Origin of the sequence: Bradyrhizobium sp. USDA 4541 (assembly GCF_024171085.1) — a bacterium.
GTDB lineage: Bacteria > Pseudomonadota > Alphaproteobacteria > Rhizobiales > Xanthobacteraceae > Bradyrhizobium > Bradyrhizobium australafricanum.
This window is the reverse complement of record NZ_JALJZF010000001.1, coordinates 3631674-3657491: the sequence shown is the minus strand read 5'-3', so window position 1 is coordinate 3657491 and position 25818 is coordinate 3631674. Positions and strand designations below refer to the sequence as shown.

General features: G+C 64.8%; 24 protein-coding genes. 7 read left to right on the top strand and 17 right to left on the bottom strand.

Annotation, left to right across the window (positions count from 1 at the left end):
• Nucleotides 1-59: 59 nt before the first annotated feature.
• The 4 genes from J2R80_RS17155 to J2R80_RS17140 are packed head-to-tail and all read right to left on the bottom strand — an operon-like array spanning nucleotide 60 to nucleotide 5128.
• On the bottom strand, nucleotides 60-1250 hold the full coding sequence (locus J2R80_RS17155) for a Xaa-Pro peptidase family protein (protein ID WP_253638968.1): 1191 nt from the start codon (nucleotides 1248-1250) through the stop codon (nucleotides 60-62).
• Between the two features lie 18 nt (nucleotides 1251-1268).
• Complete coding sequence (locus J2R80_RS17150) at nucleotides 1269-2687, bottom strand: MFS transporter (protein ID WP_253638967.1); 1419 nt, start codon at nucleotides 2685-2687, stop codon at nucleotides 1269-1271.
• 18 nt (nucleotides 2688-2705) lie between these two features.
• On the bottom strand, nucleotides 2706-3497 hold the full coding sequence (locus J2R80_RS17145) for an alpha/beta fold hydrolase (protein ID WP_253638966.1): 792 nt from the start codon (nucleotides 3495-3497) through the stop codon (nucleotides 2706-2708).
• A gap of 11 nt (nucleotides 3498-3508) precedes the next feature.
• Entirely contained in the window at nucleotides 3509-5128 is a 1620-nt protein-coding gene (locus J2R80_RS17140; RefSeq protein ID WP_253638965.1) for an FAD-dependent monooxygenase, read from the bottom strand.
• 109 nt (nucleotides 5129-5237) lie between these two features.
• Here J2R80_RS17140 and J2R80_RS17135 point away from each other — a divergent pair, with 109 nt between their 5' ends.
• From J2R80_RS17135 to J2R80_RS17105, 7 genes are all read left to right on the top strand, one after another.
• Entirely contained in the window at nucleotides 5238-6134 is an 897-nt protein-coding gene (locus tag J2R80_RS17135) for a LysR family transcriptional regulator (RefSeq protein WP_253638964.1), read from the top strand.
• Nucleotides 6135-6379: 245 nt separating this feature from the next.
• The gene (locus J2R80_RS17130) at nucleotides 6380-7753 is read left to right on the top strand and encodes an SRPBCC family protein (RefSeq protein ID WP_253638963.1); all 1374 of its coding nucleotides are present in this window, start codon (nucleotides 6380-6382) and stop codon (nucleotides 7751-7753) included.
• The gene (locus tag J2R80_RS17125) at nucleotides 7753-8268 is read left to right on the top strand and encodes an aromatic-ring-hydroxylating dioxygenase subunit beta (RefSeq protein WP_253638962.1); all 516 of its coding nucleotides are present in this window, start codon (nucleotides 7753-7755) and stop codon (nucleotides 8266-8268) included. Before J2R80_RS17130 ends, J2R80_RS17125 begins: the two co-directional genes overlap by 1 nt.
• A 7-nt stretch (nucleotides 8269-8275) precedes the next feature.
• Nucleotides 8276-8602, top strand: coding sequence for a non-heme iron oxygenase ferredoxin subunit (locus J2R80_RS17120; protein WP_253638961.1), 327 nt, complete (start codon nucleotides 8276-8278; stop codon nucleotides 8600-8602).
• A gap of 37 nt (nucleotides 8603-8639) precedes the next feature.
• Entirely contained in the window at nucleotides 8640-9953 is a 1314-nt protein-coding gene (locus J2R80_RS17115) for an MFS transporter (RefSeq protein ID WP_057021050.1), read from the top strand.
• A 77-nt stretch (nucleotides 9954-10030) separates the two neighbouring features.
• A complete protein-coding gene (locus J2R80_RS17110) occupies nucleotides 10031-10543 on the top strand; it encodes a MarR family winged helix-turn-helix transcriptional regulator (RefSeq protein ID WP_076823768.1) in 513 nt (170 codons plus the stop codon).
• A 94-nt stretch (nucleotides 10544-10637) separates the two neighbouring features.
• On the top strand, nucleotides 10638-10919 hold the full coding sequence (locus J2R80_RS17105; RefSeq protein WP_057021052.1) for a hypothetical protein: 282 nt from the start codon (nucleotides 10638-10640) through the stop codon (nucleotides 10917-10919).
• 128 nt (nucleotides 10920-11047) lie between these two features.
• Here J2R80_RS17105 and J2R80_RS17100 read toward each other — a convergent pair whose 3' ends face one another.
• From J2R80_RS17100 to J2R80_RS17040, 13 genes are read right to left on the bottom strand one after another with little or no spacing between them, the layout of a single operon-like run.
• Nucleotides 11048-13150 (bottom strand): adenylate/guanylate cyclase domain-containing protein, encoded by a 2103-nt coding sequence (locus J2R80_RS17100; RefSeq protein WP_253638960.1) that lies wholly within the window; start codon nucleotides 13148-13150, stop codon nucleotides 11048-11050.
• Between the two features lie 21 nt (nucleotides 13151-13171).
• On the bottom strand, nucleotides 13172-14197 hold the full coding sequence (locus tag J2R80_RS17095; RefSeq protein ID WP_375162586.1) for a transporter: 1026 nt from the start codon (nucleotides 14195-14197) through the stop codon (nucleotides 13172-13174).
• A 49-nt stretch (nucleotides 14198-14246) separates the two neighbouring features.
• Nucleotides 14247-15266: a DUF1254 domain-containing protein gene (locus J2R80_RS17090; RefSeq protein ID WP_253638959.1), complete on the bottom strand. Its 1020-nt coding sequence runs from the start codon at nucleotides 15264-15266 to the stop codon at nucleotides 14247-14249.
• Entirely contained in the window at nucleotides 15263-16726 is a 1464-nt protein-coding gene (locus J2R80_RS17085) for a DUF1254 domain-containing protein (protein ID WP_253638958.1), read from the bottom strand. Before J2R80_RS17085 ends, J2R80_RS17090 begins: the two co-directional genes overlap by 4 nt.
• Before the next feature lie 41 nt (nucleotides 16727-16767).
• Entirely contained in the window at nucleotides 16768-18201 is a 1434-nt protein-coding gene (locus tag J2R80_RS17080; protein ID WP_253638957.1) for a DUF1254 domain-containing protein, read from the bottom strand.
• Nucleotides 18202-18216: 15 nt separating this feature from the next.
• The gene (locus J2R80_RS17075; RefSeq protein WP_253638956.1) at nucleotides 18217-19158 is read right to left on the bottom strand and encodes an HlyD family secretion protein; all 942 of its coding nucleotides are present in this window, start codon (nucleotides 19156-19158) and stop codon (nucleotides 18217-18219) included.
• Nucleotides 19158-19400 (bottom strand): DUF3302 domain-containing protein, encoded by a 243-nt coding sequence (locus J2R80_RS17070; protein ID WP_057021056.1) that lies wholly within the window; start codon nucleotides 19398-19400, stop codon nucleotides 19158-19160. The genes J2R80_RS17075 and J2R80_RS17070 overlap by 1 nt, the downstream gene beginning before the upstream one ends.
• Nucleotides 19397-20455: an HAD family phosphatase gene (locus J2R80_RS17065; protein ID WP_253638955.1), complete on the bottom strand. Its 1059-nt coding sequence runs from the start codon at nucleotides 20453-20455 to the stop codon at nucleotides 19397-19399. The genes J2R80_RS17070 and J2R80_RS17065 overlap by 4 nt, the downstream gene beginning before the upstream one ends.
• Entirely contained in the window at nucleotides 20452-21846 is a 1395-nt protein-coding gene (locus J2R80_RS17060) for a BatD family protein (protein ID WP_253638954.1), read from the bottom strand. The genes J2R80_RS17065 and J2R80_RS17060 overlap by 4 nt, the downstream gene beginning before the upstream one ends.
• Nucleotides 21843-23363 carry a VWA domain-containing protein gene (locus J2R80_RS17055; protein ID WP_253638953.1) on the bottom strand — a complete coding sequence of 507 codons (1521 nt, stop codon included), beginning with the start codon at nucleotides 23361-23363 and terminating at the stop codon, nucleotides 21843-21845. Before J2R80_RS17055 ends, J2R80_RS17060 begins: the two co-directional genes overlap by 4 nt.
• Nucleotides 23356-24354, bottom strand: coding sequence for a VWA domain-containing protein (locus J2R80_RS17050; protein WP_253638952.1), 999 nt, complete (start codon nucleotides 24352-24354; stop codon nucleotides 23356-23358). Before J2R80_RS17050 ends, J2R80_RS17055 begins: the two co-directional genes overlap by 8 nt.
• On the bottom strand, nucleotides 24347-24838 hold the full coding sequence (locus J2R80_RS17045; RefSeq protein ID WP_253638951.1) for a DUF4381 domain-containing protein: 492 nt from the start codon (nucleotides 24836-24838) through the stop codon (nucleotides 24347-24349). The genes J2R80_RS17050 and J2R80_RS17045 overlap by 8 nt, the downstream gene beginning before the upstream one ends.
• Nucleotides 24831-25817: a DUF58 domain-containing protein gene (locus J2R80_RS17040; RefSeq protein WP_253638950.1), complete on the bottom strand. Its 987-nt coding sequence runs from the start codon at nucleotides 25815-25817 to the stop codon at nucleotides 24831-24833. The genes J2R80_RS17045 and J2R80_RS17040 overlap by 8 nt, the downstream gene beginning before the upstream one ends.
• Nucleotide 25818: the final 1 nt, after the last annotated feature.

Sequence of the window (25818 nt, the reverse complement as noted above, 5' to 3'; positions counted from 1 at the left end):
CTAGTATTCCGAATATTGCCAAACGCCTCCAGCCAAAATGCCGCCCTGCACTGATCGCTTCAGGCCATGGGACGGGCCGAATTCCACCCCCTGCCATGGTCGCCGGGCGCTTCCCAGCCCGATTCGGAGACGATCAGCGTGTCCTCGAGCTTGATGTAGCCGCGCGTTGGATGCAGCAGCGCGGTCTCGATCGAGATCACCATCCCGCGTTCGAGCGGCCGGTCGGCGTCAGACGGCGAATAAGGCACCGGACCTGTCGCGGTCAGGCGCGGCGCTTCGTGACTGACGAGCCCGATGCCGTGTGCGGTGAAGTCGAGCACGGCGCGATGCGGCGAGGCTTTGACGGCCGCCTCGCCCGCCGCGATGATGTCGCCACCCATGGCGCCCGGCCGGATCGCGCGCCGGGCCAACTGCTGGACGTCCTCGATTTCCTGCAGCAACTCGCGCAGCTCGCTGTCGGGTTCACCCAGGATGCCCATGCGGCTGAGATCGCCGATATAGCCCCGGTAGTTTCCGCCGGAATCGATCGAGATCACGTCGCCTTGCACGAGACGCTGGCTGGAAGGCGCGCGGTTATGGCTCTTGCCCGCGGCAATCAGGCAATATTCGAAGACCAGATCACGCTCCTGCTCCTCGCGGCGCAGATGGGCCACGACGTCGTTCTTGGTCATGCCCGGTGCACAGCACTTGAACGTGGCCATCATCGCGTCGACGACCCGTTCGGAAGCCTCTCTGATGCAGTCCAGTTCGGTCGGAGACTTTACGGCACGCAGACGTTCCAGCGAGAAATGGGCCTCGCGGAACTCGACGTCGCCAAGGCCGGCATACAGATGATCCCTGGCGTCGGCCGGCAGGAAGCCAGCCTCGATGCCGACGCGCCTGGCCGCGCCCGCGAGCTTCTTCACATGATCGATCGCGAGGCCGATCGCATCGATCGTTCCCCACGCCTCCGCCTTGACAACCGGCGTCCATATCCGTCCGAGCTCGTGCTCGAACTTTTCCATGCGGTTGCCGATGTAGGCGGAATTTTCCGGGTGTCCTTTCTGATAGACGAACACCGGCAGATAGCGGCTGGTGCCGATTGCCTCCATGACGTCGAAGAAGAAGAAGCGATATCCACCGAGCAGATACTGCACATTGTGACGCGAGGTGACGATCAGGACGTCGAGCCCCGCTTCATCCATCAGCCGATCGAGCTTTGCAGTATCGAACGGCGCCGCCGTTGCGATCGTGTCGAAAGCGTTGTCCATGGTATGACCTTTCGTCTTTCACTGTCCCACGGCCGGTTTTGCGGCCAGCGATTTCGGTGCGGCGCTCGCGCTCGCGTTTTCGCCAAACAGAACCACCGGGCGCCCGTGCGGCTCGACGCCGAGGAACGTAAAGGCAAGGCCGATCAGGAGGCCCGCGCCGGCAAGAAAGCAGAACGCCGGCGTCACCGCCGCGGCGGTCGCACTTGGATGCACGAGATTATCCGCGCCGGCGATCAATGCGAGACACAGGGGACCTACGATCTTGCCGATCCCATTCGAGAGCTGGGCAAGGCCGACTGCGCGTCCCGAGAGCTGAACCGGGAAGATTTCCGCCGGATAGGGTCCGATGTTCGAAAATCCGCCATCGAAGAACACGGCGCCGACGATCAGGAAGACCAGGAACAACGGTACCGAGCCGGCAAAGTCGTTGTGAAAATAGGCGGCGAGCGCCAGCGAAACCGCGGTGCCGTAGCCCATCAACTGACCACAGGGCTTGCGGCCGATCCGATGGGCGAGGAAGGCGAAGCCGGTCCGGCCGAGCACGCCGGCGAGGCTGACATAGATGAACATCTTTGCCGCATCCTGGGGCGCGACGCCGAGCAGAAGCGCCACGATCGTCGGCCCCCACAGGAACACGCCGTAATTCGCCGTGCTGGCGCCGAACCAGATCAGGACCGTCAGCCAGAAGCGCCGCTGCTCGGCAAAGAGATCGGCAAATGTCGCCGGGCTCGCCGGCGGCAGCGCAGGCAGCACGAAGGACTCGCCACCGACCCGGTAGAGTTTCCGGATGCTCGCCTGCGCCTCGCGCACGCGGCCCTTGCTGATGAGCCAGCGCGGCGATTCCGGCATGATGATCATGGTCAGAATTCCGAGGAGGATCGGCAGGAAGCCGACCGCCGCCAATCCGCGCCAGCCGACCAGCGGCAGCAGGAAGCTCGCCGTCACCGATGCCGACAGCACGCCAAAGGCGACCGGGACGACCACGAGACTCGTGACCAGCGTGCGATGGCGGGTCGGTGCGAATTCGACGATGGCAGGAACCGCCGCCGCCGCGCCGGCGGCAAGGCCGAAGCCGACGAAGAAGCGCAGGATCGCAAACGCAACCCAGCCGTCTTCCGGAATGAACGCGATCGCACCCGAGGTCAGGCCGCAGAGCAGAACGCCGGATATCGCCAGCGGCTTGCGCCCGAAACGATCCGCGAGGACGCCCGCGACGAACGCCCCCAGCATCGCCCCGATGCCGGCGCTCATCAACATGATCGAGGTCTGCCCAAACGTCAGGTGCCATTTCGGCGCCAGCACCGAGACCAGAAATCCGACCACAAAGAAATCGAAGAAATCGACCACGCCGGTGACGGCGAAGATGATGATCGATAGCCAATAGCGCGTCGTTACCGGCGCTTCGTCGAACGGCACTGCGCTCGTTTGCTCCGCCATGGTCTCCCCCTGTTGTTGTCAAGCCGCCTTCTTGTTTGAATTCAGAAATGCCGTCATCGCCTCCGCCACCCGCTCGGGGGCCTGGATCGACGCGACATGGCCGACGCCTGCGATGGTCCTGGTCTCGACGCGGGCAAGATCGCAGGCGAGCGCAAATGTTTCCGCATTCGGGATCAGCCGGTCATCACCGCCCGCCAGCAAGAGCGTCGGGCGATCAAAGCCGGTCAGATCGGCGGCGACAGGCTGCGCAAGCAAGGCGCCGCGGCGCGCCTTCTGGCCCTCGTCGCGGCTGGAGCCGCGGAAGATCTCGATCAGTTCGGGTCGCGCCCGCAGATAAGCCGGCGGGAAGAAGAACTCGGCAATCTTCGATGCGTTGGCGATGGTGTCCGCACGGTAAGAAGCGAGCTTGCGGAAGACATCCGCATTGACGTCGAGCGGGCTTCTGTTGACCTTCCAGGTGCTGCTCAGGATCAGGCGGTCGATGCGATCGGGATGACGGGCCGCCAGCACCTGCGCGATCTGCCCACCCAGCGAGGTTCCGAAGACATGGGCAAGATCGTAACCGAGCCCTCCGATCAAGGCCGCGGCGTCGTCGGCCAAATCGGCCAGCGAATAGGACGACGGAGGGTTTCGGGTGGCACCGGAGTCGCGCTGGTCATAGGCGATCACCGTGAAGTTCGCCGCAAGGACAGGCGCAAGGCCGTCGAACATCGCATGATCAGCCTCGCCGCCATGCAGCAGCACGATCGGCTCGCCGCGCCCGGTTTTCTCAAACGCCGTGACGATGCCGTTGGATTCGAACGATTGCATCGGTGTCCCCGCTAATGCAGCAGCGTTGAAAGCGCGCCGGCCAATTCCTTCGCCGGATCCGACGGCAGCCACGGCATCCGCCAGGCCACATGGCCATCGGGGCGCACCAGCACGGCGCCACGCATGCCGAGCTGGAATCCGTCCGCCGGATCGGTTGACGGCAACTGTTTCAGCGAGAGCGGCAAGGCGGTCTTCTCCGACACCTGCTTCCCCGCCTCCAGCCACTCGCTGCCGAGTGGCCCCGTGACGACGGTGAACTGCTTGTCGAACCAGTCGAGCGTCGATTTCTTGCGCGAAGGCTCGAGCCACATGTGCGGAAATCGCGCGCCGGGACGATCCGTCGGCGTGTAGTAGCGGGAGTTCAACGCTTTCGCGACGGTGCCATCGGGGATCACCGCGCCCTCCTCGTAATTGTGACCGAGGTTCTGCCCGATGCTGTGCAGGTGATTGTCCATGTCGTTGATCCAGAACCTGATCCGGTCCGGATCGCGCGATCGCACGGCGTCGTCGGTCAGCCCGAATCTCAGCCGATTGCCGTAGCTGAAATTGGCATTGGATTGCGCGATCGGACGTCGCTCGCTGGAATAGCTGTCGAGCAGCTTTTCGTCCGCAAAGCCCTTCAGCACGAAGGCCAGCTTCCACGCGAGGTTATGCGCGTCCTGAACGCCGGAGTTCAGGCCGAAGCCGCCGGTCGGCGGAAAGCGGTGTGCGCAGTCTCCGACCAGAAACACCCGGCCCTTTCGAAAGGTCTCGGCCACCTGCATGCTGACGCGCCAGATCGAGCGGTTCAAAAGCGTGACATCGAGATCGGGAACGCCGACATGGCCGCGCGCGATCTCGATGAACTCCTGGTCGGTCCACGGCCGCTCGCGATCGTCCTTGGTCAGGCCGATTTGCGTCACCGTCAGCCAGCGATCGCGGCCATTGGTGTTCAGGATGCCGGCGCGCGGCAGGTCGGGCTTGTCCGGGACGATGATGAAGCCTGCGGCCTCGCGCGCGATCGGCAGCCGCGACAGATCGGCACGCCAATACTCGTTCGACATCACCGCCAGCGTCGAGGGCCCGACCATCTCGATCCCGGCGCTGCGCCGGGTCTGGCTGCCTGCACCATCGGCGGCGATCAGGTAAGTCGCCGTCCAATGGGTCACCTCGCCGGTCTTTTCGCACCGTGTCGTGACGTTGACGCCGCTGTTGGTCTCCTCGAACGATTCGCAGGCCGTGTTGAACAGGACCGTGGCGTGTTTGGACTTCTCGACCACCCGCAGGATTTCCTCCTCGACGGCGTCCTGGGCGACCAGGCTCTTCCAGGCGGGGGTATGACCGACATTCGGTTCGGGACGGGTGCGGCCGAACTCGTGGCCCGCGATGCTGTCGAGGAACACGAACATGTCGGAATTGTCCTGCAGACCGCGGTCGCGGATCGCCTGCTCGATCCCCCACTGCCGGAAGATCTCCATGGTGCGGACCCAGCAGCCGCGCGACTTGGGATGATCCGTCGTCGTCGGGCTCTTCTCGACCACCACGCAGTCGATGCCGAAGCGATCGAGCAGCAGCGACATCGCAAGGCCGACCGGCCCGCCGCCGGCAATGAATACGGACGTCTGGCGTGCCTCATCGGTGGCGATGCCCATCCTCGTCTCTCCTCCGTTTGATCGTTGCGAGGAGACTGCGCCTTTTTTGGTATCTCACAAGAATATGTTTGATATGGTATCCATCTCGATTTGAGATGGAGCGCCCGTCATGGACCTGCGGCAGATCCGCTATTTCGTCGCCGTCGCCGAGCGTGGCGGCTTTGCCGCCGCAGCGAGCACGCTGAACGTCGCCCAGTCGGCACTCAGCCGCCACGTCAAGGAACTCGAGGAGGAATTGGGCGGCGCCCTGCTCGAACGCGGCGCGCGCGGTGTCTCGGTCACGGAATCCGGCAAGGTGCTGCTCGCGCGGGGGCGCTGGCTGCTCGGCACGATCGACGACATCAAGGCCGAGGTGCGCACGGAAAATCGGGAGCCGAGCGGTACGGTGCGGATCGGTGCGCCGCCGAGCCTCGGCGATATCCTCTACCCGCCGCTGGCCCAGGCCTTCGTCAAGCAATTTCCACGCGTGAGGCTCGAACTGAGCGAGGGCCTGACTGAGAACGCGTCCGAACGCCTGCTGCGCGGTGAACTCGATCTGGCGATCGTGACGACGCCATCCCCCAACGACCATCTCGACTATGAAACGCTGGTCGTCGAGCAGGTGTTCCTGATCGGGCCGTCGCGCGACCCGTTGCTGAAGCGCGGCCGGCTGACCCGCAAGGAGTTCGACGCCTTGCCGTCCGCGGTGGCCCCGCTCAGCCGCAACCCATTCCCGTCGACCATGCTCTGCGCGGTGCGGGTCGATAACAGCACACCGATGAAACGCATGGTGGCATCTGGCCTCGGCTACGCGCTGCTACCATTCTCCGGCATTCACCAGGAGGTGGCTGCCGGCGTGCTGTCGGCGGCGCTGTTGCCGTGGATGCGCGCCGAGCGCGTGCTGGCGCTGCCGCGCGGACGGCCCGTGAGCCGGGCCACGCGTGAAGCGATTGCCGCGCTGAAGAAGATCTGCCGCGCTTTGATCGACGCGGGAATTATTCTGACAGCGCCGGCGCGCAAGAGCTAAACCCGCCGCTCCACGCAAGCGGTCTGCCCAATTCCTCGCTGTAGCCCGACGCACGGGCCGTATCCGTTGCGTCCGGCTGCAGCTTCCGATCGACCAATCCGTCTTGACCATGGTTGTCATGACAACTATAGAGTCATTCCAAGATTGGCGATCAAGCCGGCTGTTCCCGCCGTGAAAAGACGCGAGCCGTGAGCGGCTCTGCGGGCGACTTTTCGCGGCCGGCGGTTAGTCGAAGGGAGGACGTTATGAACGCTGCTTCGCAGACCCACGCGGCAAGGCTGAGCGAGATTTCCCGGCTCATCGACGACCGCCCCGGCGACGGCATCTTTGAAGTCGATCGCCGGATCTTCACCGACCCGGACGTGTTCGACGCCGAGCTGCGATATGTCTTCGAGGCCACGTGGAATTTCATCGGCCTGGAATCCCAGGTCGCTCGGCCCAACGACTTCGTCACCACCCATATCGGCCGGCATCCAATCCTGGTGATGCGGAGCGCTGAGGGCAAAGTCGGCGCCTTCCTCAATACCTGCCGGCATCGCGGAACGATCGTCTGCCCGTTCAAGCAGGGCCGGCAGAAATTCCATGTCTGCCGCTATCACGGCTGGGCCTACGACTCGGGCGGGCGCAACATCTCCGTGACGGAGGAAGCGAGCGGGCAGTATCCGCCGTCCTTCTCGAACAGCAATCACGACCTTCTTCCGGTCGCGCGGCTGGGCTCGTATCGCGGATTCCTGTTCGCGAGCCTCTCGGCCGACGTTCCGCCGCTGGAAGAATTTCTCGGCGACACCCGCGCGTTCCTCGACCTCATCATCGATCAGAGCGACAGCGGTGAGGTCGAATTCGTGCCGGGCGCCAGCACCTACACGTTCGATGGAAACTGGAAGCTGCAGTTCGAGAACGGTCTCGACTACTATCACTTCGCGACCACGCACAGCTCCTACGTCGATATCCTGAAGAAGCGCAATGCAAGCGCCGGACCGGATGCCGGATTCACCGCGGAGCCGGAAGGCGAGCAGGAAGGGCAAGGCAGCTTCAGCTTCGATTACGGTCACGCCGTCAACTGGTCGATCAAGCGCACGCAGCTCTATGGCCGGCCGCTCGGCATAGATCCGGCGGGTCTCGACGCCGTGCGGCAGCGCGTCGGCAGCACCCGCGCCAAATGGATGCTGCGCCAGCGCAACCTCACGATTTTTCCGAACCTGCAGGTCATCGACATCCTGTCGGCGCAGGTGCGAACCTGGCGGCCGCTGGCACCCGACAAGACCGAGATGGTGTCGCATTGCCTTGCTCCGGTCGGAGAAAGTGCCGCGGCGCGCACGCTTCGCATTCGCAACTACGAAGACTTCTTCAATGCCTCCGGGCTAGCAAGCTCGGACGACAACGTCATGTACGAGTTCTGCCAGACCGGCTATGACGCGACGACCGCCGCGCCCACGCAAGGTTATCTGCGCGGCATCGCGGAGGTCGGCCACGGCGAGAGCGCGCACACGCGCGAGCTCGGCATCACCCCTTCAGAATGGTCGTTCGGCCCCACCAGCTTCGGCGGCGAGACGAATTTCCATCCCGGGTATCGCGAGTGGCGCAGGCTGCTGCAGCACGCTGCCGGGGAGACGGCGTGATGGCGGCCGACGCAATCAAGCAAACCGATGCCCGCGCGGTCGCAGCCGCGGTCATCTTTCGCGAGGCTCGCCTGCTCGACACCGGCGAATGGGCCGACTGGGTCGCGATGTACAGCGAGAACGCCGTCTATTGGGTGCCGGCCTGGCTCGACGAATACACCACCACCAATGATCCCGACACGCAGGTCTCGTTGCTCTACCACGATGCGCGGCGCGGACTGGAAGAGCGGATCGCGCGCATCGAGTCGCGCAAATCGATCACCGCGCTGCCGCTGCCGCGCACCGTGCACCAGATCTCGAACCTGGAAGCATCGGAAGCCGGCGCTGATCAGATCACCTGCCATTCGGTGTTCTCGGCCCACGTCTACGACCCGCGCACGGCCAAGGAGCATCTGCGGCACGGGCGCTATGAGCACACGCTGCGGCGTGACGGCGAGACCTGGAAGATCGCGCGCAAGGTCATCACGCTGGTCAACGACCGCGTCCCGACCGCGCTCGATTTCTACAGCATTTGAGAGGCACATGACGGACGATCAGGGAACCTGGCACGAAGCGGCCGCACTCAGCGCGCTGAACGAAGGCGAGCCGTACGGCATCGAAATCGGCCGCCACCACATCGCGCTCTATCGCGTCAGCAACGAGTACTACGCCACGAGCAACATCTGCACGCATGCGGAGGCGCTGCTGTCCGACGGCATTCTGGAGGGCTGCGAGATCGAATGCCCACTGCATATGGGCCGCTTCGACATCAGGACCGGCGAGGCGTTGACCAGCCCCGTCGAGATCGACATCCGGACCTATCCGGTACGTGTGACAGGCGACAGGCTCGAAGTTTGCCTGCCCGCATAAGACGACCATCAAAAATCAAGAATCGGGGGAAACAGGGATGACCGAAGTCGTGATGGACAAGGCGGCGATGACGACCGCCGATCCGCAGATCGAACGCACCACAATCCGCAAAGTCGCGCTGCGCCTGATGTGGTTCGTCATGGCGATGTACTTCCTCGCCATTCTCGACCGCGGAAACATCTCCTTTGCCGCGCTGCAGATGAACAAGGAGCTCGGGCTCAATGCCGAGAAGTTCGGCATCGCGGTCGGCATCATGTACTTCACCTATTCCATCTTCGAGATCCCGAGCAATCTCATCCTCAGCAAATACGGCGCGCGCGTCACGCTGACGCGGATCGCGATCCTGTGGGGCATCGCTACGATGCTGATGGCATTCACGCAGGGCCCGCTCAGCCTCTATGCATTCCGCGGCTTCCTCGGATTTGCCGAGTCCGGCCTGTTTCCCGGGGTGATGCTGCTGCTGAGCCTCTGGTTTCCGTTCAGCTACCGCGCCCGCTACAACGCGATGTTCAACTATGCGGTGCCGATCTCCTATATCTTCGCCTCGCTGATCTCCGGCGCGATCCTCGAGCTGAACGGGGTGTTCGGCATCTCGGGTTGGAAATGGCTGTTCATCCTCGAAGGCCTGCCGCCCGTCATTCTCGGGATCGTCGGCATCTTCTATCTGACCGACCGCCCGCAGCAGGCGAGCTGGCTGTCGACGGCGCAGCGCAACTGGCTGACCAGCGCGCTGGAGCGCGACGCCAAGGCGACCGGGGTGGTGCATGCCGAAGGCGTGCTCAGGACCATCACCAAGCCGATGGTGCTGCTGTTCGGCCTGTGCAATTTCGGCCTGTTCTGCGGCCTGGCATCGCTGTTTCCCTGGCTGCCGCAAATCATCAAGTCGTTCGGGCTGCCGAATTCACAGGTCGGTTTCGTGACCGCGATCCCGCCCGTCGCCGGCCTGATCGGCATGATCGCGTTGTCGCGGCACTCCGACCATGTCGGTGAGCGCTTCTATTATGCGGCCATGACCTTCGTGATCGCAGCGGCCGGCTTCGCGATGGCGGCCTTTTCAACATCGCCGGTTTGGATCATCATCGGATTCATGGTTGCCAATGTCGGTGTCTATGGTACGCAGGCCGTGTTCTGGACTATTCCCCAGTCCTACATGTCGCGGCAGAGCGCGCCGGGCGCGATCGGCCTGGTCAGCACCATCGGCAGCATCGGAGGCGCCACCATCCCGATCGTGATCGGACGCGCCAAGGACGCCTCGGGCAGTTTCACCACCGGATTCCTCGTGGTAACAGGCGTTCTCCTGGTCGCGGCGGCGTTGGTCCTGATCGCGCGCACTCAACTCGTGAAAGAATGAAGAGCCGGACTGGCGCAAACCGCAACAGAGCCCCTGACCCGCGCCGCGCCGCGCAAGGGAACACGGGCTCGGAGCTGGTGATCGATTTCGAACGTTACGTGCCCACGGTGCTGTCCAGCCTGGTCGCGAAGTTGCGCGCCAATGCCAATGCCTTCTTCCCGCAAGCCTACGGCGTATCGCTCGCGGAATGGCGGGTGCTGTCCTTTCTCAGGGAGCATGAACCGGCAAGCGCCTACGACATCTGGACCAATGCGCAACTGGACAAGGCCGTCGTCAGCCGCGAGACGGCCTCGCTGAAGAAAAAGGGCCTGATCGAGCTGACGCCGGTGCGAGGCAGCGCCCGGAACCGGACCGAGATCCGGCTGACATCGCAGGGCGTGGCGCTGCTCGACCGCAGTCTGGATGAAATCCTGCGCCGGCACAGCAACCTCACGGCCGGTCTCGACGCCAAGGCGCTGGAGAGCTTCTTCCGGGTCGTGGCGCATATCGAGCACCGCATCCCCCACATGGCCGACCAGACCTCGAACGCCGTGCCGGCCCATGCGCCGGTCAAACGCATTGCGAAGCGGAGGCCGCCGACCGGCGCCTAGCGACACTTGTCCGGTGAGGAACCCGCGTAATTTATGTTTCAGTAAGCAAGTTGTAGCTAGGATCGATCAGTGAGTTGCGTATGGGAGACTTCCAGTGATCGACTTTGACGAACTTCGTAGTATCGCCGCGGATGTTCGTATCTTTATCGACGCGTCGGAAGACAAGGGTGGCGCCTTGAAGGCCATCATCGAGGCCTACGACGTCGTTCTGGGGATTTTCCCGGCCGGCCAGGGAATGGATCTTCACGTGGTCAAGGGCAACGAGGTCCTCAATCATATCGCGCAGACCCAGGCCTCGTCGGGCTTTACCCACACCGCCATCGCATTCCAGACCCGTGAGCAGGCTGTTGCGCTTCAGCAACTGATGGCCGCCTAGCACCGGCGTTACGCGCCCCTGTTGCGGGGGCGGCCGAAACGATCGCATCGGCGATCGCGCAATCTCGATCGACGACCGAAGCGGCCCTGGAAGATCGAGGGTCGGATCTAATTTCCTCTCCCTGCATCTCAGGGCACCGGTAGATCAAGCAACGGTTGCTGAACCGCGTTGCGCAGCCGTTCGGCATGGTACTGCGCGACACAATCCCAGGGGTACTCGACCAGGAAATCGGCAATGCGCAGCGCCGCCGCGGCGGGCTCCGCGTACCGGATCGAACTGTAGACGGCTTCCCAGCGCGCGCAGAACGTCAGCTCCGAATCGCCGCGTTCGCCGCACAGCTCGTAGACCGTGATCGCGTCGGCAAAGCCCTTCGGCCGGATCTGGTCGACGCTGCGGAACGCGAATCTGTGTTCGGCACGCGCCTTCACGGCTGCACTCACCAGGACCTGCGTGCCGTAGTTCTTGTTGAGGCCTTCGAGACGCGAGGCCAGATTGATGGTGGCGCCGAGCGCGGTGTAGCTCATGCGGGCGGCGGAGCCGACATTGCCGACCACGGCATCGCCGAGATGCAGGCCGAACCGCGTGCCATAGGCCGGCCAGCCTTCGCTGCGGAAAGCCCGGTTGAGCTCGGCATTGCGGTGAACGCAGTCCAGCACGGCCTCGCAGGCATGAACGACGTGATCGGGATCCTCGTCCGGCGCGTTCCACAGTGCCATCACGGCGTCGCCGATGAACTTGTCGATGGTGCCATGGTGTTTCATGATCGCCTCCGACATCGCGGCGAAATAACGCGAGGTGAAGATCATGACTTGCGAGGGGTCCGCCTTCTCGGTCTTCGCGGTGAAGTCGGCGACGTCAGTGAAGAGAACCGTGACCTCGCGCCTGATACCGCCGAGCTGCAGCGAGGCTCCTGACTCCATCAGCTGACGGACGATCGGCTGCGGAATGAAGCTCGAGAAGTTGCGCACGACGGTGCGCATCGTAAACACCGAGCGGCCCAGTTCATCGATCTCGTCGATGGCCGATTGCATCCGCGGCCGGTCGGCGAGTTGAAAGCGCTGGATCTCGTCGGTCTGCCGCGCCAGCTCACGCAGCGACCGGGCGAGCAGCGAGCCGAGCCAGAACGCGAAAGGGAGCATCGCGATCACAAAGCCGAGCGCGATGGCGAACAGCGCGCGCCGCTCCGAGATGATCTTGGCGAAAAACTCGTCGAGCGGGGCGACCACCGCGAGGTGGATGTTGGCCGCACCGGCCGTCTCGATGCGGTGAAAGGCCGCGACAAGGGTCCGTCCGTCGGCGTCGGTGAAGAACTGCTGGGCGAGCCCGTCGGTGCGCCAGGCCTGGATCGCCGCGGACAGGCCGGGAAGCTTGAGGACGTCGATCCGGGGCAGTGCGTCGCTGCGTTCCGTCATCAGCTCGCGCATCTCGGGATGGCCGACGATGCGGTCGGCGTCGTTGAACAGGAAGGCCAGCCCGGATTTTCCGAGCTTTTGCCGGCTCAGCATCTCCTCGAGGCGATTGAGCAGCAGGTCGGCGGCCACCACCCCGCGGCGGCCCTCCCTGAGCGGCGTGCGCAGCGTGTAGCCGGGCTCCCCGGTCGCGTAGAACACATAAGGCCCGGTGAGCAGCGTCTTGCGATCCTTTAAGGCATCGACATACCAGGGACGCCGCCGCGGGTCGTAGCTATGCGGCCCCGCCACCTCGGCGACCTTGGTCAGGTTTTCGGACAGGAACAGCGTCACCGGCGCCGCGGCGGCCGCGCCGGAGCGGGCAATGACGACGACGCGGTAGACGGCGTCGGCGGCGACATTCAGCGCCGTGCGGAATTGCGGCTTGGCGCGATCGATGACGTCCATCTCAAGGAAGGAGCCGTCTTCGTACCCGACATAGAGGTTGAAGATCTGCGGATTGTTGCGCAGCATCGAGGCCAGCAGGGCGTAGAGCCTGACATTGTCGGCGACGTCGGCCTCCTGGATGGCCGGAATTCCTGCCAGGATCTCGAGGTTGTCGCGCACATTCTTGAACTGCGCGTCGATGCGATCGGCGCCGATTTGCCCCACCTTGTCGATGAAGGTGCTCGCGGCCATCTGCGTGATCGACGAGACCCGCCTGAAACTGAGATAGACCAACGTCAGTCCGACCACCAGCACCGCGGCGATGACCACCGTGATGATCGAGGTGCGGAAGCCGATACGAACCGGCCCGCGGCCGGTCTCGCGCGCATCACTCATCGAGCTCGTCGTTCGCCTCCGCTAATATTTGCGCACGATCGGCTTCGTCGGTGTAGTAGCCGGCGCGGCCGGCGAGAGCTGGAACGTCACCCACGCCGTCCACCCTTCCGGCCGGTTCTCTGCGGCGAAATCCTTGTAGCCACGAAGGTTCAGATAGCCCTGATAGCCGTCGGCCAGCGGAAAGATGAATCCGACCTGCGGGCCGATGCCGGCGACGCGTCCCTTGAAATCGCCGAGCGTCGCGCCGGCACCGCTGTCGCCGGTGAGTTGCTGGAAATAGTAGCCGGCGACACCGACATGCACATTCTTGGCGACGAACTTCGAAAGTCCCCAGTCGACGTGAAAGTCGATGCCGTTCTGGTACTGCAGATCCTTGTTCATTCCGTTGTAGGTGACGCCCGCCAGCACCGAGAACTCCTGGCCGGTTTCCGGATTGAGATAGGTATAGGCGCCGCCGACATCGATCGCAGTGAATCCGAAGCTGAGATTGGCGAGGCGGCTGCTGTCATAGGTCCCGCTCGGGATGTTGCCAAAGATGTAGAACATCTCGTTGTTGACACCCTGATTCCATTTCAGCGTGCCCTGGTAGAAGACATCGGAGACCGTGTTGCGGTTGTCGGTTGCGACGCCCGAGACCGTATTGCCCCGCGGCCCCGTCAGCGTCGCGTCGACACCGACGCCGACATTTCCCGGCGCGGTAAGGAAGGTTACGGCGGCCTGGCCTCCGAGCACCGACTGAGCCCAGGTGTAGGTAAATCCTTCCACGAGAACGTCGGCATGCGCGTTGAGACCGGCCACGACCGATCCGGGCACGCGGTTGCCGATGACGAAATTCTTGCCCGCGTTGGCGCTTTGGTCGAGGTGAATGTAGATCGTCTCATACGCCCAGCCGGGCATGGCCGGTGCGGCGGTCAGGCTTGCGAACGCGCCGGGCAGCCAGAAGCTGACCCCGCCGGAATCGGCCAACGCCGCGCGCGGCGCTGCCGACAGTGCGAGTGCGCCAGCTATGCCCAGTGCGGCGCACCTGTGATTCTTGACCATCCTCATCCTGATCTCCCCACTTCGTTCAGGCCATCCTAGCGGATTCGCACGCGCTTCAGTTGACCGCCTGCGCCTCCGGGAACTTCCATTTGCCGTTCAGGATTTCCGCACGCGGACGGTAGAGCCGGACCGTGTAATTCCAGCCCTTCATGGTCGGCAGGCAATTCGGGAGCTTGCCGTCGCAGCCGCCGAACTGGACCGCGATCGAGCCATCAGCGGACTTCTTTGCCGTGATGTTGTTCAGCGTGTAGGCGTCATAGGGATTCTTCTCGAAATATCCCTTGGCGTTGTAGACGCTGATCGACCAGAAGCCGTCGACCGGGACGTCGCGGACGGTCAGCTTGTAGACCGTCGTGCCATCATTCTTCGTAGGCGTGATGCTCAGATAGGTGGCGTCCTTGTCGGGATTGCCGCCCCAGCCGGCGGCCGTGCCGATCAGATGCCTGACAGGATCGACGTGCCCCTTGGGTCCGAAAGCATGCGCAAAGCCTCCGGTGTAATCATTGAGCGCAAGCAGCGCTTCGCGAATGGCTTTCTGGCTGGCGGGGTCCCAGTTCGGAAGTTCGAGCTTGCCGGTGCCTTTCTGGCTAACCTTGATGGCATCCTGCAGCGCGTGGACCTGTTCGAGATCCTTCGGATCGTTTGGATTGACGAGCGTCCGAATTCCGACCACCGCGTAGCGCGTGCCGACGTTGTCGCGCGTCAGCGTGCGCTTGCCGGCACCGTAATAGACCGCGGGCACATAATGATCCTCGCTGATCACCTGCAGTGCCATATAGCGCTTGCCAGGGTCCGGCATCGTGATCGTCACCGGCCCGGCGTCGAGGTCGAACACCCCTGATGTATAGAGCGTATCGCGGTTGAGCCGGATGATGGTCTGGTTGTCGATGCTGGCCGGCTCGCGGCGATGGTTGAGCTTTCCGAGGCCGACCCCCTTGGCGAGATTGCCCAGATAGAGATCGGACTCGGCACGGGCAAAATTGTCGACCGTAACAGGCACCGGCGATTGCGCGAGCGATGTGCTCTGGCCCGCGAGGCAAAGGACACCACCAAAGAGGAAATTCCGCAGCATCATTTCATGCTCCCGACCGTGGCAGCCTTCACCTCGGTGAAGTCGCCCGGCTTCCAGCTCTTGTCGAAGGCCGCTGCTTCCGGCCCATAGATACGAATATAGGCGAACCAACCCTTGCCGGGTTGTGTCTTGATCCAGTGCGCCTCGTGGCCTGTGGGCGCGTCAGGGCCGAAATAGAGCTGCGCCGGTGCGCTGCCCTTGATGTCCTTCAGTTCGAACATCGAGCGCAGCGCGCCGCGATCCTGATCGGTCTGCACCTGCGATCGCGTCGCCGTGTCATAAACCGTGACCGACCAGAACAGTTTGCCGGGCACCGGCTGCGGCATGCTCAGCGTGTAGTTCTTGCCGCCGTCGAGGAAGGCGCCGTTGTTGTCACGCACACTCATCCAGTAGAGCGAGCCAGCGCCCGCCGTGCGGCAGAACATCGCCGGTGAGGTGACGATCGCCTGCGCGAACCAGCGGTCGCGCGCCTCGAGATCCATGCCGGCCGGCGTCTCGAATTGCGCGCTGCCCGGCGTCAGGCCGACCCACTCCCATTTGCGATCCGGCCAGTTGATACGATCGGGCCGTGCGCTGTCGAAGGCCGACACCAGCATCTGGTCGCGCCCAGCCTTGGCCGCACGCGCGAGGATGTCGGTCATGCGCGCGTCGGGCGCGAACGGCTTGCCCTTCTCGATACCAAGTTCGGACAGCAGCCCATACATCGGCAGGAACGACGGAACGATCGGCTCCTCGTCGACAATCCGCTTGAGCACCTGCCAGAACTGACCGTTGTCCTCCCAACGCAGCGAGGAACTGTCCAGCTTCTCCTTGCTCGTATCGACGATCGCAAGATTGGCGTTGCTGCCGAGCGGATGGACCTTCAAGGCGCGCAACGCGTGCATCGCCTTATCGACGTCGCCGCCGACTGGCAGCGCCCGCACAGCGAGAAGGTTCTTATAGGTTTTCGAGCGGCCGACGTAGTAGCCCTCCGGGACCTTGCCCTTGTAGTCGGGAGGAAGCACGAGGTGCTTGCCGCCCTTGCCGGCATCGGGACCAGGCAGGCCGAGGTCCTGCACCCAGCTCTGGTTATGGTCGTTGACCAGGCCGATATAAGCGCCGGGCGGCAGCTCGATGACGTAGGGCCCCTTGGACAGATCGAGCGTAGCAGAACCATACGGGGTATCGGAGTTCAGCGTGAAGCCGACCTGGCGCGGCCCGGTCGCTGCGATTCCCATCTTCTCGCCGTCCTTGATGCCGACCTCACGGTTACCGTTGAAGATGCCTTCGACCGACACGGTCGGATACCAGAACCGATAGGCGGTGATCGCCCGCTGGAAGTCGGCGTCATCGCGTGCGCGCCTGGTCGTATCCGCCGTCGGATAGCCGCGCTCGAACGCGTAAGGCGCTTGGGTTTGCGCCGATGCCGGGATAACGCAAACGAGCCCCAAGGCGGCGGTGGCGAGCAAGAGACGGACCTTCATCACACAACTCCCTGTTGTATCAATAGCTGATTCCCGGCGCTTCATTTCGTTGAACCGCCTGTTGTGGTGGCGATCCGCTCGACGTCGGGCAGCTTCCACACCTTGTCGAAAAATTCCTTCTTCGGCGCGTAGAAGCGCGCCATCAGCTCGAACTTGCGCGCGGGGTCGGTCGGCAGCCAGTTCGTCTCCTGTCCGGCCGGAGCCGCCGGCCCGATATAGATGTCGACTGAGCCATCCGGGTTCTTCTTCAGGTCGGGGATTTGCGAGGACCGGCTGGCCCGAGCGACGTTCTTGATCAGGGCATGGGTCTCGCGATCGTAGGCGGTCACCGACCAGTATTGTGCGACCGGAACATTGGCCGGAACGTTGAGGCGATAGGTCTTGCTGCCGTCGAAGGCATCGCCCGCCTTGTCGCGGATCGAGATCGCATAGAACTGACCGGCGCCCAGGCGCTTGATGCCGATATAGGCGTAGCTGTAAGCGAGAGCGCGGCTGTCGGTCGGGTATGCGTTCAGATCGGCGAACCCGTCGGAGTAGGCCTTGACGACGTCCGGCGGCGCCGGGAAGGTCCAGCGGCTGGTCTCGGAAAAGAACGGCGGCAGGCCGGCGTCGTATTTCGCCGCCAGCCAGTCACCCGCCTCCTTCGCCGCCGAAGCAAGCACCATCTTCATCGCCTCGGACGGAGCGAACGGCTTTCCTTTCTCGATACCGATCGACCTCAGGCTATCGATCATCACCCGATCCCGGTCGATCCACGGCTCGTCCTGTACGATCCGGTTCAGATGCTCGAAGAAAGCCGCGTCGTAGCGAATGGTGGAATCGAAATCGGTGTCCTTCACGTCGCTGAACACGGTCGCCGGCGGGCTGGCCGCCTGCGCCAGGGAATAGACCTTCATGCGCTTGCCGTAGGCGATCGCGGCCTGGACGTCGGCGTCGCCGTGGCTCTTGAGGTTGGAGCGCAAAAGCATGTAGCCGCCGAACGTATCAGACTGCAGCACGATGTAGCCGTCGGGCTTTGGACCGTTATAGCCCGGTGGCAGAATCAGGAACTTGCCACCGGCACCCTTGTCGACGCCGAGCAGGCCGGCATCCTCGAGCGGCATCTGCCATACCGTGACGATATTGCCATTGAACGATCCGTTCGCATCGCCAGGCGGGAGATCGAGCACGATCGGACCATTCCTCGTGTCGAAGAACGTCATGAAGTACAGCGCGTCCGGATTCGGCGTCAGCGTCTGGTTGTGCCAATCAAGCGGACGCCCCCAATAGATCACCTGCCCCACCTTGCCCGGCGTCCTGGTCAGCATCTCCTGCCGCATCAGATCGGTGTTGACCGCGGGAATGCCCCAGATCACAGCCTCGACAGCGCGGCGTTCGATCAGGCGGCGATTCAGATCATCGCTGGACGGCGTTTGGGCATATGCCGATACGGTCGCCATCATCAGCGCAAGTCCTCCGGCGATCAATGGCTTCATGACAATCTCCATCACTCAAAACGGATTCACATAATTGACGATCGCGAGCTGCCGCAGGATCACGCGGCGCACGACGTGGGTCGGCTTCAGATGGTCGGTGTAGATCGCCGCCGTTCCGGTCGAGCCGGCCGGCAGACGGTTGGCGAACGCGGCATCATCGAGCTTGACGCGCACGACGAACGGCACCGCCTCGATCGCCTTCGGGAGGACGGCGGTGCCCGAGGTCGTGGCCTGACCGGTCGCGACCGCCTGCAGCACGCTTTCGACCTTCCCTGAGTAAATCTGCCCGGGCGCAAACTTGAAGGTGACCTCGACCTCCTGCCCGGGCGCAATGTAGCGCGCATCGATCTGATTGATCTCGACGCCGATGATTGTGTTCGAGGTGTCGATGAACGCCATCACCGGCGACAGCGGCAGGTTCGCGACCCGAGCGCCCTTGCGCAGCGCGAGGTTGGTGACGTAGCCGTCGGCCGGCGCGCGGACCACCGTCTTGTCGCTGTTCCACTGCGCGGCCTCGAGCTGGCCACTGAGCTGATCGACCTCGGACTGCCGCTGCTCGACGTCGAAGCCGCGCCCGGCGTCGCGTTCGTAAAGCGTCGTCATCTGCGCAAGCCGCGTCTTCGACAGTTTCAGCTGCGCCGTGATCGCCTTGACCTGCGCGTCATAGGGCGTCGGGTCGATCTTGAAGAGGACGTCGCCGGCCTTCAGCGGCACGTTGGCGACGACGGGCACCTCGGTCACCTCGCCCGCGACGTCAGGCACGATCGACACTGCGTTGCGCACGACCAGCGCCGAGCCCTGCGGCGCGCCCCAGCCCATCGGCACCAGCAGGCCGAACAGCAGCAACACCAGCACGATGAAGGGAGACGCCTTCCAGAACAGGTTGAAGCGCACGATCTTGAAATGCACCAAGAGGAACAGCAGCACAAGATAGACGTTGAAGATCGCGACACCCATCACGCATCTCCCGCCCGGCGCGGCGCCGGCACATCGACATAGGCCCAGATGAACGCGATCGGCCACAGCGCAAAGCCGCAGATCAAGGTGATCCAGCCGGCGACCATCACGGCCTGCGCATAGGGGTGGTTGCGCGATTTCGCGATGTGCCCGGGCAGCCAGCCGGCGATGCAGAACACGCCGATCGCGCTCGCGACTAGGATGACGAGCACGATCCAGGCGAAGATGTCGTAGCCGCTCATGGCTTCGCCTCCGTCGCGGCGCCGGCCGCGGTCAGGGGCGGAAAGACCTCCTTCCAGTCCTGCTTCATGTCGACCACGGTCCAGCCACCCGCGCTGGCGGCATCCAGCGCCTTGTCGAGCTTGCCGATCCTGGATTGCCGGTCGTAGGCATATTCACGAACCGCATCCGTGTGGTGCACGATGCCGGCGAAGCGCGCGCCCGACCCCGCCACGGTCCATTGCAACATTTGCAGGTCGCCATCCGAGTTGCCGAACGCAAAGATCGGGCGGCGGCCGATGAACCGGTTGATGCCGACCGGCTTGCCCGGGCCGTCATCGATGAACTCGACCTTGGCTTCTTTCATCAGCACGGGCTTGCCGTCGGCGCCGATCTGGAATTTCACCACGCCGGACGAGCCGACCACCTGCTCCGGCGGGATGCCGTAGACCCGCTCCATCCACGGCCGCATGAATTCGACGCCGCCGCCGGATACGACAAAGGTCTTGAAGCCGTTGGCCCTGAGATAGGCCAGTAGCTCCAGCATCGGCTGGTAGACCAGGCTGTCATACGGCCGGTTGAAGCGCGGATGCCTGGCGGTCGCGAGCCAATCGCGCACCAGAATTGCGAACGCATCGGTGGTCATGCCGGCATGCGTCGCCATCACGATCTGCAAGAGGCCCTTCTCGCCGCTCGCGGCCAGCGCCTTGGTGTCCTTCTCGATAAGCGCCTTGAAGGGTTGCCGCGTCTTCCAGTCCGGATGCTCCGGCGCCATTGCCTTGACGCGGTCGAACGCGAAGGCGAGCTGGAAGTAGAACGGCTGCTCGGTCCACAGCGTGCCGTCATTGTCGAACGTCGCGATCCGCTCGGCCGGCGGAACGAAGTCGCGCCCGCCCTGTGTCGTGACGCGCGCGACGAAATCGACGATCGCCGATTTCGCCGCGCCGTCTTTCCAGGACGGTAAGGGATCGACCTGGCTCAGCGCGCACGCCGGCGCCAGCGCGCTGAGCGGCAGGGCGATCAACGCGATCAGCAGCAATCTCTTCGAGACGGCAAAGGCACCAACATCGCGGCTCATCTCGCAGGCCTCCTCTGCCGGTTGAGCGACAGCACACGATCGTCAACCGGATTGAGTTGTCCCGGCGCCCTGTGCCTTGCGGCGCGCGCCGTCTCGTGTCGTATGCTGCGCCGGGCACCGCCGATGTGGCGCAGCAGCCGGTGCGGTGACCAGCGCGCCGCGCCGGCAGACGGCGCGAACAGCTCGCGCTCGACCGCGCCGATCTCGTCATCGAGCGCGGCATCATGGGCGACGGCCTTGAACGCCTCGACCGTATGCTGCGGCGCGACCGGCTCGAACCGCTGCAGCCAGTCGAGCAGCGCGAAGTAGACCGCCTTGGCATCGCCACGGCGCGCGGCGCGCCGCAGCTCGCTGAAGGCGAACGCTTCCGAGCGGAGATAGGCCTCGCGACGCCGGCGAAGACGCGCCGCGATCGCCCGCACCATCCGCGGCATCAGCCAGCCGAGCCCGGCAAGCGCCAGGAGCACGAGCGCGATCGACAGCCAGTGGTCGGCGACGACATCGCGCAGCGCGCCCCATGACCGGCGCGGGCCGGAGGTGCCGACGGAGGACGCAGCGCCGGCTGCGGGGTTCGCCTCCACGTGCAGCGTCACCGGGTCGAGATGTGCCACATCGATGCTTTGCGCGCCGGTGTTCCACCAACGCAGGTCGATCGGCGGCAGCACATAGTCGCCGGCCTTCTCGAGCATGTAGACGCCGCTGTCGGTGCGCGCCGAGGACAGCACATCGGTGCGCCCGTCGGTCTTGTCCTGGAGCGACGGCTGCGCAGGATAGAGCTTGAGCCCGTCGAACGTGGTGAACTTCACCGGCGGCAGCAGCATCGCGGGAATGCCTTCGGCCTTGACGGTGACGGTCCGCGTCACGGCGTCCCCGGTCTTGAGCTGATCCGACGAACGGTTGACGGTCTGCTCGATCGACAGATTGCGCGCGGCCAGGAACGGCTGCAGGGCGGAGGCCGCGTCCGGGATGAAGGCCTCAAATGCGATCGGCGGCAGCGCGAGCGTGGCCTCGCGCGTCGCCGGCGGCTCGGCGGCGTATTTGATGGTGATCGCCTGGCCGGCGATCGCGTAGCTGCCCGGCTCCTGCGGATGGATGGCGAATTCGAACCGGACGCCGGCATAGGTGAGGTCGTCCCGCTGCTCGTTTTCATTGATGCTCCGCAACTGACGGGTCACGGCATTGCGGACCTGGAAGTCGGGCAGCTCGGGTGGCGCCGTCATGTAGTTCGGCGCCAGCACGTCGATCCGCAGCGTGGCCGCCTGCCCCACCACGACGCGCGGCGGATCGATCGTCACCCGCAGGATCGGCTGCGGCGCGGTTTGCTGGGCGAGCGCCGCGCAGGGTATGAGCAGTCCGATCATCAGGGCTACGGCGGCGAGCGGGTGCCTCATGGCTTCGTCCCCGCCGGCCGCGTCGCGTCCTGGATCGCAAATTTCAGCTTGAGGAAGTCAGCCGGCGTGGTCTGGACCTGACGCATCCAGGCTTCGGCGGCGCCGGCCGTGGTGAGATCCGTCGGCTTCACCTCGATCCGCTTGCCGCCCTTCTGGGTCGGGTCGACCCGCATCTCGTCGGCCTTCTCGTCCGGCGGCGCGCTGTCGTCCTGCTCCTGCTTCTTCCGCTTCTCCTCTTTCGCCTTCAGCGCCGCCACCACGATGGCACGGTTGGTCTTCGCGGCGACATGGCCGGGCGCGATCTTCAGAACCTCGTCATAGGCGGCGATCGCCTTCTCATAGGCGTGGTTCTGCGCCTGGGCGTTAGCCAGCGCAAAGCGTCCCTCGAGCGTCTCGACATGCGCGAATTCCTGCGCAGCCGTCAGGAAGTCGAACGCACGATAGGCGGCGATGCCGCGCCACATCGGATCGGAGAAGCGCTTGGCCGCGGTCGCATAGTCACCGCGATCGAACGCGATGCGTCCTTGCTGATCCGGCGTCAGCCACAGATCGGCAAAACGGCGCGGCTCCTCCGCCCTCGCGGATGACACGTGCGACAGACAGACGAAGGCGACAACCCAGGCCACCGTGGTGCCGCGCCGGAACCAGAGCAGGCTGAGCAGTGCAATCGGCAGCAGCAGCCAAAAGCCCTCATCGCGCCATTGCGTACCGAACGCGTCACCCTGCGCGGCCTGATAGCGGGTTTCGATCCGGCGCTCGAGCGCCGCGATGTCGGCGTCGTCGATGCTGACCTGGACGACGTCCGAACCGAGCGCGAACCTTTCGCCCTTGTTCGGCGTGACGCTCAGCTTGACCAGGCCGTTCCGTCCGGCGGCCTGGCGAACCGCTCCCTCCTCGTCGCCACCGTCGTCGGCGACAAGCAGGATCGTGCCGGGAACGGTTTCGGTCGCGAGCGCTTCTGCGGCGAGCGCCACCGCCGCGACGGCGTTCTTCCCGGGCGACGGCATTAGGCCCGGGGCAAGCGCGGCGAGAAAGGGTTCGATGACGGCGCGATCGTCGGTCAGCGGCATCACCAGATGCGCGGTGCCCGCATAGGCGATCAGCCCCGTGCGCGCGCCGGCGCGCGCCGCAAGCAGATCCCTGATCTTCTGCTTGGCGCGTTCGAGCCGCGTCGGCGCGACGTCGCTCTGCTCCATCGTTGCATCGAGCGACAGCGCGATCATCAGCGGCGCCTTGTCCTCGACGAAGGGCGGCAGCTCACGCCGCCAGGTCGGGCCGGACAACGCGACGATGCCGAGCGACAGCGCGGCGGCGACCAGATAAAGCGGGCTGACGCCGCGTCCCGTCCCCGGTTGCACGATGAGATGGTTGAGCAGATGCGGCGCGATCACCCCGCCCCATTGCGCTAGCGGGCTCTGCCGCCACCGCACCCATGCGAAGACGGCAGCGACGGGAATCAGCGCGAGCAGCCACAGCGGCCGCAGCAGATGGAAGGGAATCGCGGCCGCGTCATGCATGGCCGGGTGCTCCCCTTCGTCCCAGCCCGCTTTCCAGCGAAAGGCCGAGCCACAGCAGCAGCGACAGCACCACGGCGGCGCCGAGCGGCCACTGGAACAGCGGCTGCTTCGGCCGCCATGACAGCGTATCGAGCTTGGCCGGCGCGAGACGGTCGATGTCCGCGTAGATCGCCTGCAACTGCGCACCGTCCTCGGCACGGTAGAAATGGCCGCCGGTCGTGGCGGCGACCGACCGCAGGACGCCGAGATCGACGCGGTTCTCGCCGGTCGCGGCCGGATCGCCGACGCCGATCGTGTCGATCACGAGGCCGTTCTGGTGCGCGATGTCGGCGGCATGCTCCGGAGGGACGCGGCTCGCCGTATCGTTGCCATCGGTGAGCAGGACGAGAAGCTTTTGTCGCGCCTTGCTTGTCTCGAAGGTCTTGATCGCAAGCCCGATGGTGTCGCCGATCGCAGTCTGCTGTCCGGCCATGCCGACCTCGGTCTGCGCCAACAGCGCGGTCGCGGTCTGCAGATCCTGCGTGAACGGTACTTGCACATAGGGCCTGGTGCCGAACAGCACCAGCGCGACGCGGTCGCCGTGCCGATGCGCGATGAAATCCGCGACCACGCGCTTGACGCTGTCGAGCCGCGTCAACGTCGCGCCATCGCTGCCGCGGAAGTCGCGCTGGTCCATCGAGCCGGAGATATCGATCGCGAGCATCAGATCGCGCGCCGAAACCTCGCGCGTGACGGGATCACCGACCCATTGCGGCCGCGCCAGCGCCGCGACGACGAGCGCCCAGATCAATGCGGCCGTCACCATCTGGATGCGCCGCCGCTGCAGCACGACGGCGCCGCGCTGCGGGGTCTGTCCGGTTGCCGCCGCAAGGCGGTCGAAGAACGGCACCATCACGGACGCCTGCCGCGCGCGATACGGCGGCAGCAGCCACCACACCAGGATCGGCAGCGGCAGGAGCGCGAGCATCCAGGGCCATGCGAACTCAAACATGGTGCCCCCTGATCCAGCGCCGCACCAGATCCTGCAGCGCCATTAGATCGGCGGCATCCGCCGTCGTCCGCCTGTACGGCGCGGTCGCGAGCTGCCGTCCCGCGCCTTGCGAGAATTCGTTCCCGCCATAGCTACGGTCGAGGAACGCAAGCCAGCCCGCGCCGGCAAGTGGCGCGACGGTTTCGCGCGGAAAGGCATCGAGCGCGGTCTGCCGCACCAGCAGCGCAAGACTCGCGGCCATTCCCTCCGGGACGCCGCCTTGTGTCTGCAGCAGCCGGTCAAGCTCCGCGAGCGCCGCGCGCCGATAGCGGTTGGCGCGGAAACGCCGCAGCAGGCGCCACGTCGCAACAACAACGCCTGCGGCAACCAGCACGATCACGATCCGCGACGCCCATGTCGCCGGAAGCAGGCTCACCGACGGGGGCAGCGGGATATCGATCAGGCCCGCGACGGGATCCACAATGACGGGTTGGGGATCAGCCAAGAGCCGCCTCCGCTCGGGCGTGACCGCCACCGCGTCCGTGCCGGGCCGGCAGCCCGCCCAGGAGACGCCGGATTTGCGGCGCCGTTTCCTCGGCTGTGCTCAGCGGCAGCACCGGAATGCCAAGCTCGCGCGTCCACGCGAATACGCCGCGCAGCCGCTCCTGCGACGCCTGCGCGATACTCTTGCGGACGCTCTCGCGGCCGACTTCGAGCTGAATCTGCAGCTCGCCATCGGTGACGGTCATCCGGCTCGAGGCAGGCAAATCGCTTTGCAAGGGATCGTGGACCAGCACCGCGACCACGTTGTTATGCCGGGCGATCGCCCCGATCATCCGGCGCGTCGCGGAATCGGCGCCATCGAAATCGCTGATCAGGATCACCGTGGCGTCGTGCATCGTCCGCCGCTCGGCATGCTCGAGCGCCCGGTTGAGCATACCTGACGCCGGGACGATGCCGCGGCCGACGCCGAGCGCCTGATTCTGCGCGACGATGGTGGACAATATCTGCAACACCGTCGCCCGACTGCGCCGCGCCGCCAGTTCGACGACATCGCTGTCATTGAACACGATCGCGCCGATCCGGTCGCCGACGCCGAGCACACGCCAGGCGCCGATCGCGGCGGTCTCGGCCGCGGTGACCGACTTCATGGCGCGCCGGCTGCCGAAGAACATCGACAGCCGCTGATCGACCACGAGCAGGGCCTGACGGTCGCGCTCCTCGTTGAAGACGCGCACATGCGGCTTCTGCAGCCGCGCCGTGACCTTCCAGTCGATCTCGCGGACATCGTCACCCGGGCGATAGTCCCTGATCTCCTCGAAGTTCAGCCCGCGGCCGCGCATGCGCGAGGCGAACCGGCCCGACAGCAGACTATGCACCGGCTGGCGCGGCAGGAACGAAACCCTGCGATCCCTGAATTCGAGCGCAATCAGGTCGTCGAGACTGACGTAGACACCGGACGTTCTGGCTGATGTCTCCGTCATC